Origin of the sequence: Isoptericola variabilis (assembly GCF_050311655.1) — a bacterium.
Lineage (GTDB): Bacteria > Actinomycetota > Actinomycetes > Actinomycetales > Cellulomonadaceae > Isoptericola > Isoptericola variabilis.
The window spans coordinates 88,416-101,308 of the sequence record NZ_JBNOZM010000010.1; the positions used below are offsets into that span (position 1 = coordinate 88,416).

General features: G+C 74.5%; 14 protein-coding genes. 5 read left to right on the forward strand and 9 right to left on the reverse strand.

All coding sequences use genetic code 11. From position 1 onward, the window contains the following. Positions 1 to 46: 46 nt before the first annotated feature. The 6 genes from ACQP60_RS19430 to ACQP60_RS19455 all read right to left on the reverse strand — a co-directional run bounded on the left by ACQP60_RS19430 (position 47) and on the right by ACQP60_RS19455 (position 4,143). Complete coding sequence (locus ACQP60_RS19430) at positions 47 to 670, reverse strand: TetR/AcrR family transcriptional regulator (protein ID WP_429735993.1); 624 nt, start codon at positions 668 to 670, stop codon at positions 47 to 49. A 19-nt stretch (positions 671 to 689) separates the two neighbouring features. Continuing rightward, positions 690 to 1,490, reverse strand: coding sequence for a pyrroline-5-carboxylate reductase (proC, locus tag ACQP60_RS19435; RefSeq protein ID WP_429736193.1), 801 nt, complete (start codon positions 1,488 to 1,490; stop codon positions 690 to 692). A gap of 110 nt (positions 1,491 to 1,600) precedes the next feature. Then, positions 1,601 to 2,227: a hypothetical protein gene (locus ACQP60_RS19440; protein WP_429735995.1), complete on the reverse strand. Its 627-nt coding sequence runs from the start codon at positions 2,225 to 2,227 to the stop codon at positions 1,601 to 1,603. 164 nt (positions 2,228 to 2,391) lie between these two features. Next, positions 2,392 to 2,799 carry a DUF7878 domain-containing protein gene (locus ACQP60_RS19445; protein WP_429735997.1) on the reverse strand — a complete coding sequence of 136 codons (408 nt, stop codon included), beginning with the start codon at positions 2,797 to 2,799 and terminating at the stop codon, positions 2,392 to 2,394. Between the two features lie 128 nt (positions 2,800 to 2,927). Beyond that, a complete protein-coding gene (locus tag ACQP60_RS19450; RefSeq protein ID WP_429735999.1) occupies positions 2,928 to 3,422 on the reverse strand; it encodes a hypothetical protein in 495 nt (164 codons plus the stop codon). 28 nt (positions 3,423 to 3,450) lie between these two features. Further along, on the reverse strand, positions 3,451 to 4,143 hold the full coding sequence (locus tag ACQP60_RS19455) for a DUF2087 domain-containing protein (protein WP_429736001.1): 693 nt from the start codon (positions 4,141 to 4,143) through the stop codon (positions 3,451 to 3,453). Positions 4,144 to 4,219: 76 nt separating this feature from the next. On the opposite strand from ACQP60_RS19455, the gene radA reads away from it, so the two are divergent. Both radA and disA read left to right on the forward strand, forming a co-directional pair. Beyond that, positions 4,220 to 5,650: a DNA repair protein RadA gene (radA, locus tag ACQP60_RS19460; RefSeq protein ID WP_429736003.1), complete on the forward strand. Its 1,431-nt coding sequence runs from the start codon at positions 4,220 to 4,222 to the stop codon at positions 5,648 to 5,650. A gap of 24 nt (positions 5,651 to 5,674) precedes the next feature. Further along, positions 5,675 to 6,760 (forward strand): DNA integrity scanning diadenylate cyclase DisA, encoded by a 1,086-nt coding sequence (disA, locus tag ACQP60_RS19465; RefSeq protein ID WP_429736005.1) that lies wholly within the window; start codon positions 5,675 to 5,677, stop codon positions 6,758 to 6,760. Positions 6,761 to 6,796: 36 nt separating this feature from the next. On the opposite strand, the gene ACQP60_RS19470 is transcribed toward disA, so the two are convergent. After that, positions 6,797 to 7,624 carry a hypothetical protein gene (locus ACQP60_RS19470; protein WP_429736007.1) on the reverse strand — a complete coding sequence of 276 codons (828 nt, stop codon included), beginning with the start codon at positions 7,622 to 7,624 and terminating at the stop codon, positions 6,797 to 6,799. Between the two features lie 160 nt (positions 7,625 to 7,784). On the opposite strand from ACQP60_RS19470, the gene ACQP60_RS19475 reads away from it, so the two are divergent. Together ACQP60_RS19475 and ACQP60_RS19480 are read left to right on the forward strand one after the other, a co-directional pair. Further along, on the forward strand, positions 7,785 to 8,351 hold the full coding sequence (locus tag ACQP60_RS19475; RefSeq protein WP_429736009.1) for a hypothetical protein: 567 nt from the start codon (positions 7,785 to 7,787) through the stop codon (positions 8,349 to 8,351). An 85-nt stretch (positions 8,352 to 8,436) separates the two neighbouring features. After that, positions 8,437 to 9,363: an HhH-GPD family protein gene (locus tag ACQP60_RS19480; RefSeq protein WP_429736011.1), complete on the forward strand. Its 927-nt coding sequence runs from the start codon at positions 8,437 to 8,439 to the stop codon at positions 9,361 to 9,363. A gap of 24 nt (positions 9,364 to 9,387) precedes the next feature. Here the strand turns inward: ACQP60_RS19480 and ACQP60_RS19485 are convergent, their stop codons facing one another. Both ACQP60_RS19485 and ACQP60_RS19490 read right to left on the reverse strand, forming a co-directional pair. Then, entirely contained in the window at positions 9,388 to 9,933 is a 546-nt protein-coding gene (locus ACQP60_RS19485; protein ID WP_429736013.1) for an amino-acid N-acetyltransferase, read from the reverse strand. A gap of 57 nt (positions 9,934 to 9,990) precedes the next feature. After that, positions 9,991 to 10,944 carry a sugar-binding transcriptional regulator gene (locus ACQP60_RS19490; RefSeq protein WP_429736015.1) on the reverse strand — a complete coding sequence of 318 codons (954 nt, stop codon included), beginning with the start codon at positions 10,942 to 10,944 and terminating at the stop codon, positions 9,991 to 9,993. Positions 10,945 to 11,043: 99 nt separating this feature from the next. Here ACQP60_RS19490 and ACQP60_RS19495 point away from each other — a divergent pair, with 99 nt between their 5' ends. Further along, positions 11,044 to 12,789 carry a glycerol-3-phosphate dehydrogenase/oxidase gene (locus tag ACQP60_RS19495; protein WP_429736017.1) on the forward strand — a complete coding sequence of 582 codons (1,746 nt, stop codon included), beginning with the start codon at positions 11,044 to 11,046 and terminating at the stop codon, positions 12,787 to 12,789. The last annotated feature ends 104 nt before the right edge of the window (positions 12,790 to 12,893 follow it).

Below are 12,893 nucleotides of genomic sequence, written 5' to 3' on the forward strand. Positions count from 1 at the left end.
GTGCTCCTCGCCGCCCCGTCGCGCAATGCCCCACCCGTGGTGAGCGTCAGCCGGACTCGAGGTCTCCCGTGAGGTAGCGCTGCACGGTCGGGCCGACGAGCGCCGCGACCCGCTCCGGCGGGAGGGACGCCAGCGGAGCGAGGGGGACGAGGTAGCGCGTCATGAGCACGCCCGCCATCTGCGACGCGACGAGCGCGCTCCGCAGGAGCGCGTCGTCCACGTCCAGCCGACGCACGATCGGCCCCAGGAGCTCGGCACCCAGGAACTGCGGCAGGAGCCCGCGCAGCCCGGGGTCGGCCATCACGGCGGGGACGACCAGCCGCACCGTCTCGCCGTAGTCCGTGTCCCAGACCTCGACGACGGATCGCACCAGCCGTTCCCCCAGGCTCTCGACGGGCCCTTCGGCCGCGGCGCGCACGATCGCTGCGGGGTCGATGTCCACCAGGCCGAGGGAGGCGGTGAACAGCTGCGTCTTGTCGCCGAACCAGTGCCGCACCGTGCCCGGGTCCACGCCGGCGCGGCGCGCGACCGAGCGGACCGACGCCGCCTCGTAGCCGCGCTCGAGGAACTCCTCCCGCGCGCCGGCCAGCACCACGTCGCGGGTGTCCTGCCCCGCGGGCCGCCGCCCGCGACGCCCCGCACCCGCCTCGTCGTCCGCGCGACCGGTCACCGCGTCACCGCCGTCCGGCTCAGGCGTGCTCGGCCGCGAGCTCGCGGGACCGGTCGCGCGCCGCCTCGAGCGCGTCGAGGAACGCGGCGCGCACGCCGCCGTCGTCGAGCTTGCGCAGCGCCGCGACGGTGGTGCCGCCGGGCGAGGAGACCTTCTCGCGCAGCAGCACGGGGTGCTCGCCCGTCTCGTCGAGCAGCTTGGCCGAGCCGAGCACGGTCTCGACGGCGAGGCGCCGCGCGACGTCGCGCGTGAGGCCGAGCAGCACGCCCGCCTCCGCCATCGCGTCGACCACGTAGAACACGTACGCCGGGCCGGAGCCGGCCAGCGCGCCGAACGCGTCGATGTCCTTCTCCGCCACGCGGAAGACGTGGCCCGAGCCGGCGAGCACCTGCTCGACGAGCGCGACGTCGTCCTCGCCGGCCGCGCTGCCGCCGACGACGGCGGTGACGCCCGCGCCCACCAGCGCGGGGGTGTTGGGCATGGCGCGCACGACGGGCGTGCCGGCCGGCAGCCGCTGCTCGAAGAAGGAGAGCGGGAGGCCGGCGGCCACGCTCACGACGACGGCGCCCGGCTCGAGCGCGTCGGCCACGCGGTCGAGCATCGCGCCCACGTCCTTCGGCTTCACGCCGATGACGACGACGTGCGCACCCTCGACCGCCGCGACGTTGTCCGTCGTCGCACGGACGCCGAACCGCTCCGTGAGGTGCGCGCCGCGCTCGGGCCGGCGGGACGTGGCCACCACGTCCTGCGGCGCGACCCCGGCGGACAGCGCGCCCGCCAGCACCGCCTCGCCCATGTTCCCCGTCCCGAGGAACGCCATCTTCACGCCGCCCACCTGGGTGTTCTCGGGGGTGCCGGCCTGCTCGTCAGTCTGCTCGCTCACGGGCACCACGTTACGTCGCCGCGGACGCTCCCGACCGCCGCCGTGGACTACAGCGGATAGGCGGAGTAGAAGTCCTCGACCAGGTCCGCCGGACCCGTGGCCTGCAGCACCGCGGTGCCGTTGCGCCAGGTCACCACGGCGGTGCCCTCGGTCGAGCCGGGCGTCACCACGTAGGCGCCGGTCGCCTGGCCGTCGACGGCGACCTCGCCCTCGCCGGTCGGCTCGCCGGCCGCCTTGACCAGCGCGTCGTACGCGCCGGTCGCGGCGGCGTCGTCCTCCCACTGCCCGGCGTGGACCTGGACCGTCGTCGCGCCCTCGCCGTCGGCGTCCGCGTAGACGAGCTGCCAGGACTCCACCGCGTCGGCGTCGTCCTCCCAGGACGTGTCCTCGGTGACCGAGCGCAGCGCGAGCGCCAGCACGGAGTCCGGCTGGGCCTTGACGAAGGCCGTCTGGTCCTCCGGCCGCCCGCTGGGCGAGATCGTCGGCGTCGGCACCGGCGCGGTCACCGTCGCCTGCGGCTCCGGCTCGTCGCGCGCGAAGCCCGGCCACACGAACGCCGTCAGCAGCACGATCACCAGCACCAGCGCTCCCGCGGCCGAAGCCACCACGATGCGCCGACGGCGGAACACCTCCGGCGACGGGCGGCCCGTCCCGCCCGTGCGTGCCTGGCTCACGATGTCCTCCTGCGGGGGTCGGCGGCGGTGCACCCGGCAGCCTAGGGCGTGTTGGTCGGTACGGGCGGGACCTCGGCTCCGCAGGTCTCCAGGGCCGTCGATCACCGATGAGCCCGCCCCCGCTCGGGTGGCACGGCACGCCTCACACGTCCAAGCAGCGCTGGTCAGTGTCTGAGCACCACGAGCGGATCGAGTCCGAGCTCCGCGAGGTCTGCCTCGACCCTCGCGACGAAGCGCCGACAACCTGCCTCGAGGTCGACCCGGTCGGCGGGCGCCGTCATGACCCCCGCCTCCAGCACCCAGCCGAGCACCCATCCCTCGGGCACCTTCCAGATCGCGATCGCGCCTCGCTGTTCGAAGGACATGGAATCGAGTTCGAAAGCACCCTGGCCAGGGCTCTCGAGCCAGATCTTCAGCCCTCGGGCGAGTTCGACCACGGGAAAGAATGGCTCGTCGAAGATCGTCACGCCGCCGTCCACCACGTGCAGGTGTGCGTCAAGGGCGATCAGGTAGTCAGCCTGTGTCGTCCCGCGCAGTTCCTCCGTGCTCAGGCGGTCATAGATCAGTTCCACTTCAGCCACCTCACCTGGGGGAAGACCGCACTGGCACAGCGACGTGCCGGAGTTCGTGGCGCCACCGAGTGTCGAAACCTCGGGCCCACCGTTGCCGCCCGGTCCGGCGTCTCCGCGGCTGGAGACGATCACGTCTGCGGAAACCCGTCCCAGGGCTCGCCGAAGCCGAGCCGGTCGGGGTACAGCTCCGCCCAGTCGGGCGGGCCGTCAGGGTTGTTCTCGTCGTGCGTCTCGAGCACCAGGCCGAACCGCACACCATCGACGAACACCTCGAAGGGACGGATGGCGATGTCGCCGAACCGCCGGCCGGGCAGCGCGTCCAGCAGCTCGTCCAGGCGAGCCTCGCTCCGCGCCAGCGGCGAGTCCGGCGTGCCGCGCAGGCGCTCCTCGTCCCGCGCAGTCCCGGCACCCCAGACGTCCGATCCCGTGTGGTGCCCGTCGTCGTCGAACCGGTGCAGTACCACGAACATCCGCTGGCGGTCCTGCCGGTCGTCCCCAGCGCGGAAGACGCCGGGGTAGGCGTAGGTGATGGACGCGAAGAACTGACCGCCGTCGTACCGCCCGATCGTCTCGGTCAGATAGTCGGGCTCATGGGCGATCGGGATCACGTCCGGTACGCGCATGGCGCACACCGTAGGCCCTCCCAGGACATCAGCGCAGCAGCAGCTCGACGTCGGGATGGTCGGCGAAGACCTCCAGCACCAGCTCGGCGTAGGTCTTGCCGCGCCCCGCCTCGAGGTCGTCCAGCCGCCCCTGGAACAGCGCGGTGTCGAAGCGCGGGTCCGCGACCTTCGCCCGGTAGTACTCGCGCGTCGCGGCGAAGCCCAGCGCGTCGCGGGAGCGGGCGTGGTCGTGCCAGACGACGGTGAGCCGGCCCGCGCCGTGCGCGGCGCCGAAGCCGCCGTGCAGCAGGTCGTCCAGGGCGTCGAGGCTCGGGCCGAGCCGCCAGTCCTCCCCCGCCATGAACACGCGGTTCAGCTCGTCGTAGAACGTGGCGATCGAGTCGACCCGGCCGCCGTCGAGGTGCAGCGTCACGTGCCCGGCGTCGTCAGTCGACCCGACGTCGTCGAACTCGGTGACCTCGGTGCGCCAGTACTCGGCGCCGTCGCGGGTACGGTGCACGACGCCCAGGTCCACGAGGGCCCGGCGCACGCCGACCGGGTCGTCGGCCAGCCGCGCCAGCCGGTCGGTGAGCTCCCGCTCGCCGACCGTGTCGAGCAGCGCGGGCAGCGCGGCATGCGCGAGCCAGCGCGCCACCGCGCGGCGGTGCTCCCGGCGCCGGGGCATCGTCTCCAGGCGGCCGTCGCGCAGGAACCGGCTCACCTCCGGGGGTGCGGTGACCATGCGGCCATCATCGCGCGGCACGCGCGAGGACCGCCGAGGGCCGGGCTGTCGGTGCCGCCCCCTAGCGTCTGTCGACGTGAGCACCACGACGTCGTCCCGCACCCGCGCCAAGCAGTCGCGCCCCGGCTACCGCTGCACCGAGTGCGGATGGACCACCCCCAAGTGGGTGGGCCGCTGCGGCGAGTGCCAGGAGTGGGGCACGGTCACGGACGAGGGGCCGGCGTCGGCCGGCCCGCGCACGGTCGCGACGAGCCCCGGGCGCGCGCCGGCGCGACCGATCGCGGAGATCGACGTCGCGGCGGCCCAGGCGGCACCCACGCAGGTGCCGGAGCTGGACCGCGTGCTCGGCGGCGGCCTCGTGCCCGGCGCCGTCGTGCTGCTGGCCGGCGAGCCCGGCGTCGGCAAGTCGACCCTGCTGCTCGATGTCGCGGCCACGTACGCGCGCGGCGCCGACGGGCGCGACGCGCGCACCGTGCTCTACGTGACGGGCGAGGAGTCCGCGGGGCAGGTGCGGCTGCGCGCCGAGCGCGTCGGCGCGCTCGCGCCCACCCTGCTGCTCGCCGCCGAGACCGACCTCGGCACCGTGCTCGGCCACATCGAGGCGAACGAGCCCGACCTGCTGGTCGTCGACTCCGTGCAGACCATCGCGTCGGCCGAGGTGGACGGCGCCCCCGGCGGCGTGAGCCAGGTGCGCGAGGTCGCGGCGTCGCTCATCGCCGTCGCCAAGTCGCGGCAGGTGCCGGTGCTGCTGGTCGGGCACGTCACCAAGGACGGCACGGTCGCCGGCCCCCGCACGCTGGAGCACCTGGTCGACGTCGTGTGCCAGTTCGAGGGCGACCGGCACTCGCGGCTGCGCATGGTACGGGCCGTGAAGAACCGGTACGGCCCCACCGACGAGGTGGGCTGCTTCGAGCTGTCCGAGCGCGGCATCATCGGGCTCAGCGACCCCAGCGGCCTGTTCCTCTCCCACCTCGGCGCGGGCGTGCCGGGCACGTGCGTCACCGTGACGCTGGAGGGCCGCCGCCCGCTCGCCCTGGAGCTGCAGTCGCTCGTCGCGCCGTCACCGCTCGCCAACCCGCGGCGCACCACGAGCGGCGTCGAGTCGTCACGCCTCGCGATGATCCTCGCCGTCCTGCACCGGCACGCGGGCCTGCGCCTCGCCGACCAGGACGTCTACGTCTCCACCATCGGCGGCGCCCGCGTCACCGAGCCGGCCGCCGACCTCGCGACCGCCCTCGCCATCGTCTCCGCCCGCACCGGCGAGCCGCTGCCCACCGGCACCGTCGCGGTCGGCGAGGTGGGGCTCGCCGGCGACATCCGGCCCGTCACCGGCCTGGACCGTCGCGTCGGCGAGGCCGCCCGCCTGGGTTTCGTGCGCGCCGTCGTCCCCGCCGGGACGTCGGTCAAGGCACCCGCCGGGATGCAGCTCCTCGAGGCCCGGCACCTCGCCGAGGCGGTCGAGCTCGCGGGGGTCGGCGTCCGATCGGCGGATCGCCGGGGCGAGTGACCCCTGACGTCGTAGGATTCCCCCGTGGCTCCCTCCTCCGTGCACTCCGATGCCCTGCTCCGGGAGACGCTCGCGGCGGTCGCCCCCGGCACCGAGCTGCGCGACGGCCTGGAGCGCATCCTGCGCGGCCGCACGGGCGCGCTCATCGTCCTCGGCCTCGACAAGACGGTGGAGCAGATGTGCTCCGGTGGCTTCGAGCTGGACGTCCAGTTCTCCGCCACGCGCCTGCGTGAGCTGTCGAAGATGGACGGCGCGTGCGTGCTCGACCACGACGCCACCCGCATCCGTCGCGCGGCCGTGCAGCTGCTGCCCGACCCGTCGATCGAGACCAGCGAGTCCGGCACCCGCCACCGCACCGCGGAGCGCGTGGCCAAGCAGTCCGGCCTGCCCGTGATCTCGGTCAGCCAGTCGATGCGGATCATCGCGATCTACGTCGGGTCCCACCGGCACGTGCTCGAGGACCCGGACACCATCCTCGGCCGCGCCAACCAAGCCCTCGCCACGCTGGAGCGGTACCGCTCCCGCCTCGACGAGGTGTCCGGCACCCTGTCCGCGCTGGAGATCGAGGACCTCGTCACCGTGCGCGACGTGTGCTCCGTCGTCCAGCGCCTCGAGATGGTGCGCCGCATCTCCGAGGAGATCGACGGCTACGTCGTCGAGCTCGGCGCCGACGGCCGCCTCCTCGCCCTGCAGCTCGACGAGCTCATCGGCGGCATCGGCGCCGACCGCGACTTCGTCGTGCGGGACTACGTGGAGCTCGAGCGCAGCGGCCGCTCCCTCGCCGCCGTGCAGGCCGACCTCGCCGCGCTCGACTCCGCCCAGCTGCTCGACCTCGGGCACATCGGACGCGTCCTGGAGCTGCCCGGCGGCGGAGTGGCCCTCGACGCCGCCGTCGCGCCGCACGGCTACCGGCTCCTGTCCAAGGTGCCGCGCCTGCCCGCCGCCATCATCGAGCGCCTGGTCGGGCACTTCGGCGGCCTGCAGAAGCTGCTCGCCGCGAGCGTCGACGACCTCATGGCGGTCGACGGCGTGGGCGAGCAGCGCGCCCGCGCCGTGCGCGAGGGCCTGTCGCGTCTCGCCGAGTCCAGCATCCTCGAGCGCTACGTCTGACGGGTCCGCCTGGCCGGCCCGGGGCAGTCTCGGAGGTCAGTCGGTCGTGGCTCTCTCGTCCGCGGTGGCCTTGCGGTCGGCGGCACGGTCCGCGGCATCGCGCTTCGCGTCGTCGCCCTGCTCGTCGCGGTCGTCGACGCTCTTGCTGTCGCTCGTGTCGTCGCCCTTGCCGTCCTCGTCGCCACCGGACGAGCCGCCGTCCTTCGCGGCCTCGCCCTGAGCCGCGTCGTCGGTCGAGGTGCCGGACGCGTCCTTCGCCTCGTCGGACGTCGTGGCGTCGTCGCCGGCGCCCGGCTCAGGGGTGGTCCTCGGCTTCGCCTTCGCCGCGACCGTGAAGGTCACCGGCTCGCTGGTGGCGCCCGGGACGTCCCCCAGCGACGCGGTGGCCTGGTACGTCCCCGCACCCACGGCCGGCGCCTTCTTCGCGCAGCCCTGGACCGACGTCCAGTGCACCTCGCCGGCGTCGACGCCCTCGGGCCCGAGCAGCAACGGTCGTGACCCGTCGGTGCAGTCCGCGGAGGACCAGATCTTCTCCTTGCCGGTGTCGTCGGTGATCGTCACCGCGCGGTTGGCCGCGGCGCCGTCGAAGAGGCACGGCACGCGGCCCACGTTGGTGACGCGCACCATGAACGACATCGGGGAGCCCTCGGTCACGGTCGTCGCGCTCGACGACAGCCGCAGCTCGACGGCGTCGGCCTTGCACGTGGTGGCGGGCCCGCCGACGTCGAGCGGCTCGGGGGCCGCGACCTTGTCGGCGGGCAGGCTCTCCGGTCCGGCGAGCAGGCTCCGCGCACCGTCGACGACCTGCCCCAGGCCGTAGCCGCCGGCCACACCCACCGCGCACAGCAGCACCACGACCAGCATCGAGACGGTCAGCGAACGACGGCCGCGGCGCGGCGCCGGCTTCCGCGGCCGGGAACCCGACGTCCGGCGCGCCGACGCCGAGCGCGAGCCGGCGCGCGACCCACCCGGGGCGACCAGCTGCGACGTGCTGACGACCCGGCGGTCGCGGCGAGCGCCCTGCGTGCGCGTCGACGTCGCGCGCGATCCCGACTGCCGCGCCGACGTCGCGCGCGAGCCCGAGGACCGCGGCGTCGAGGACCGGGCGCTCGTCGACCGGGTGCTCGTGGACCGCGAGGTCGACGCGCGGGTGCCGGACGACCTGGCGCCCGAGCTGCTCGCGGAGGAACGGCCGGACGCTGTCGCGCCACCCCGTGCGGGACCGCCGGTCGCCGCACCCTTCGCAGCGGCACGACCGGTGCCCTTCGGGGTGCCCTTCGCGGCGCTCTTCGGGGCGCCCTTCGACGTGCTCTTCGGCGTCCCCCGCGAGGCGCCCTGGGCGCTCCCCGAGGTCGTCCTGCGCGTCCCGCCGCCAGACCGCCCCGCACCGGAGCGCGCGCCGGAGCCGCGCGAGGTGCCAGCACCTCGACGCCCGTCGTCCGCACGTGCCACGGGCCATCCCTCCGTCTCGATCCGTGCCGCGGCGCCACCGTACGACGCGCTCCCCCACCTGCACCGGAGCCGCGCCGCCGTCGCCCCCACCCGACGAGTTGTCAGAGCCACGGCGCGGTATGCACCGCCCTGGTTCTGACAACTCGGCGAGCGCGCGGCCTGTCAGACCCACAGCGGGGTATACCCCGCCCTGGGCCTGACAACTCGTGGGCGAGAATGGCGCCGTGCCCGTCGTCCCCGCCCCGCTCCGCTCGACGTCCTCCGCCGCGCCCGTCAGCGCGGACGCGCTCGTCGCGCGCACGGTCGCGTGGTTCGACGACGCCGCGCGGGACCTGCCGTGGCGGCGTCCGGACCGCACGGCGTGGGGTGTGCTCGTCAGCGAGGTGATGCTGCAGCAGACGCCGGTGGTCCGGGTCGAGCCGGTGTGGCGCGCCTGGCTGGAACGATGGCCGACGCCCGCCGACCTCGCCGCCGCGCCCACGGCCGACGTGCTGCGCGCCTGGGACCGGCTCGGCTACCCACGGCGCGCGCTGCGCCTGCAGCAGTGCGCGGCGGCGATCGTCGAGCGGCACGACGGCGAGGTCCCCGGCGACGAGGACGCGCTGCGGGCTCTGCCCGGCATCGGCGAGTACACGGCGGCCGCGGTGCGCGCGTTCGCGTTCGGGCGGCGCTCCGTCGTCGTCGACACCAACGTGCGCCGCGTCCTGGCCCGCACCGTGGGTGGCACCGCGCTCGGCGCGCCGTCCCCCACGGCCGCGGAGCGCGACCTCGCGGCCGCCGTCGTGCCCGACGACGACGCGCCCGCCGCCCGCTGGGCCGCCGCGTCGATGGAGCTCGGCGCCGTCGTGTGCACCGCCCGGGCGCCGCGGTGCGGCGCCTGCCCAGTCGCGGACCTGTGCGCCTGGCGCGCGGCCGGCCACCCGCCGGACGCCCACGCGCACCGGCGTCGCACCCAGGCCTGGCACGGCACCGACCGCCAGGTGCGCGGCCGGGTCATGGCCGCGCTGCGCGCCGCCGTCGAGCCCGTACCGCGCGCCCTGCTGGCCGACTCCGGCCCCGACCAGGCCCAGGTCGACCGCTGCCTCGGCGGCCTCGTCGAGGACGGCCTCGTCGAGCAGGACGACGCCGGGCGCTACCACCTGCCCGCCTGACGCCCGCCCACGCCACAACGGTGATCAGAGCTCGAGCAGCATCCGGGTGTTGCCGAGCGTGTTGGGCTTCACCCGCGCCAGGTCCAGGAACTCGGCGACGCCGTCGTCGTGCGAGCGCAGCAGCTCGGCGTACACCTCGGCGTCGACGGGCGTGCCGTCGATCTCGCGGAACCCGTGGGTGCGGAAGAAGCCGACCTCGAACGTCAGGCAGAACACCCGCCGCAGCCCCAGACGTCGGGCCCGCTCGACGAGGCCCTCGACGATGGCGTGCCCGACGCCGCGGCCGCGCCACGCCGGGTCGGCGGCGAGGGTGCGCACCTCCGCGAGGTCGTCCCACATGACGTGCAGCGCCCCGCACCCCACGACGCCCCCGTCGACGTCGGCGGCGACGAGGAACTCCTGCACGGCCTCGTAGTAGCCGACCATCTCCTTGGCCAGCAGGATCCGCCGCTCGGCGTACGGCTCCACGAGGCGGCGCACCGCCCGCATGTCCGCCGGCAGCGCGGAACGGACGGCGAACGACGCGCCGTGGTCCTGGGGCCGACGGTCCCCGGGCGGTTCCGGTAGCACGCCGTCACTCTACGAGCGCGTCCCCCTCCCGGCGCGGGCGTCCCGGTGCACGGACGTTCACGGTTCCTCCACGAGCGCGGCGGCCGTGACCTCGTCGATCACCAGGTCGGTCACGACGCCGGCCGCGAGCGCCGCCCGCAGGGGTGCCACCTTGTTGCCGCCCGCGACGGCGCACAGCCGTCGCGGGATGCGACGGAGCTCGGCCGGGGCCGGGCCGGTGGCACGGGAGTTGAGGGGGATGTCGCGATAGGTGCCGTCGGCGCGGACGAAGACGGTGCAGACGTCGCCCACGACGCCCTCGTCGTCCAGCACGGCCACGTCGTCGGGGTCGAGGTAGCCGGCGGAGTACACGTGCGAGGGCACACCCCCGGTGAGGGCGCCCACGGAGAACAGCGCGATGTCGGCGCGGGCCTGGACGTCGAGCACGCGCCGCACCGAGCGCTCGCGCCACATCGCGGCCTTGGTCTCGGCGAAGTCGAAGAACGCGGGCACGGGGAAGTAGTGGACGGACGCGTCGAAGGCCGTGCCGAACCCGGAGATGAGGTCCCCCGCGTAGCTCATGCCCGAGGTCCGCGTGTTGGCCGCGCCGTTGAGCTGCACGACGGCGGACCCGCGGGTGGGCTTGTGGGGCAGGTGCTCGGTGATCGCGGCGAGGGTGGTGCCCCAGGCCACGCCGAGCACCATGTCCGAGTCGAACCACCGTGCCAGGAGCCGCGCGGTCGTGATGGACACCTGCTGCAGGCGGTCGTCGTCGGTGGCGGAGTCCGACACCGGCACCACGTAGGCGTCGATGCCGTGCCGTTCGGCGATCTCCTGGCCGAGGCCGGGTGCCCGCGACGGGCCGGGACGCAGCGTGATCTCGACGACACCGGTCTCCCGCGCGCGCTTGATCAGCCTGGAGACGGTGGAGCGGGACGTGCGCAGGTGCCGCGCGATCGTCTCCATCTTCATGTCCTGGAGGTAGTACATCGTCGCGGCCATCACCACGTCGCGTTCCCGGTAGCTCGCCATGCCTCCAGGATGCACCTTGTGCACGTTCGTGCACCCAGGTTGCGCGGACGTGCTGGCGGTGCTGCCCTGGGAGCGTCGTCCCGATCGGAAGGAACCACGATGGCCTCCACCCGGCTCACCGCCGAGTCACGCACCCAGGCCCTCGCCGCGCTCAAGGGCTCACAGACCCCCAGCGGCGAGCTCGACGTGCTCGTCGTCGGCGGCGGGGTCACCGGCGCCGGCATCGCGCTCGACGCCGCCACCCGCGGCCTGTCGACCGCGATCGTCGAGGCGCAGGACTGGGCGTCGGGCACGTCCAGCCGCAGCAGCAAGCTGGTGCACGGCGGGCTGCGCTACCTGCAGATGCTCGACTTCCACCTCGTGAAGGAGGCGCTCACCGAGCGCGACCTCCTGCTCAAGGACATCGCCCCGCACCTCGTCAAGCCCGTGCCGTTCCTGTACCCGCTGGAGCACCGGCTGTGGGAGCGCGCGTACGTCGGCGCCGGCATCGCGCTCTACGACACCCTCGCGTCCCTCGCCCCCGGGCGCCGCGCCATGCCGCTGCACCGGCACCTGTCGCGCCGCCGCATGGAGTCCAAGTTCCCCGACCTCGCGCACGACGCCGCCATCGGCGCCGTGCAGTACTGGGACGCCTCCGTCGACGACGCGCGGCTGGTGTCCACGCTCGTGCGCACCGCCGTCAGCTACGGCGCGCACGCGGCGTCCCGCACCCAGGTCGTGGCGCTCACCAAGGGCGCCACCGGCGCAGTCAACGGCGCCGTGCTCACCGACCTCGAGAGCGGCGAGGAGATCACCGTCCGCGCCCGGCACGTCATCAACGCCACCGGTGTGTGGACGGAGGACACGGAGGCGCTGGCCGGCGACTCCGGCGGCCTGCGCGTGCTGGCCTCCAAGGGCGTGCACATCGTGGTCCCGCGCGAGCGCATCAAGGGCACCGTCGGCCTGATCCTGCAGACCGAGAAGTCGGTGCTGTTCGTCATCCCGTGGTCCCGCTACTGGGTGGTCGGCACGACCGACACCCCCTGGAACCAGGACCCCACCCACCCGGTCGCCACCGCGCAGGACATCGACTACATCCTCGACCACGCGAACGCCGTGCTGGCCCACCCGCTGTCCCGCGACGACATCATCGGCACGTACGCCGGCCTGCGCCCGCTGCTGCAACCCGGCACCAAGGAGGGCACCAGCTCGGCCAAGGTGTCGCGCGAGCACACCGTCGCCAGCCCGGTGCCCGGCCTCACCGTCATCGCGGGCGGCAAGCTCACGACCTACCGCGTGATGGCGAAGGACGCCGTGGACTTCGCCATCGGCCAGCGCGCCGCCGCGCTGCCGTCGATCACCCACCAGATCCCGCTGCTCGGCGCCGTCGGCCTGCAGGCCACGCGTCGCCTCGCCCGCACCTGGGCGGCGAAGTACGGGTGGAAGCCGCCGATGGTGGACCACCTGCTGCACCGCTACGGCTCGTCGCTGCGCGAGCTCGTCGAGCTGTGCGAGCAGGACCCGTCGCTCGCCCGCCCGCTCGAGCACGCCCCCGCGTACCTGCGCGCCGAGATCCACTTCGGCGTCAGCCACGAGGGCGCGCTGCATCTCGAGGACCTGCTGCTGCACCGCACCCGCCTCGTGTACGAGGTCGCGGACCGTGGCCTGGCGGCGCTGCCCGAGATCGCCGACATCGCGGCACCGCTGCTCGGCTGGGACGACGCGACCAAGCAGGCCGAGATCGACGCCTACACCGCCCGCGCCCAGGCCGAGGACGCCGCGGAGAACGAGCCCGACGACGCCAGCGCGGAGGCCGTCCGCCTCCGCGCCACCGACGTCGCCGCCATGCAGCCCCTGCGGGGCTGACCCGACCCCGGCCGGAGATACCGGCCGACTCCCGCAGGGCTCCGCCCGTCGCGGGCTCTCTCCGACCCCGGAGAGGACAACGTGGTCCCTCAAGAGAAAGAGAT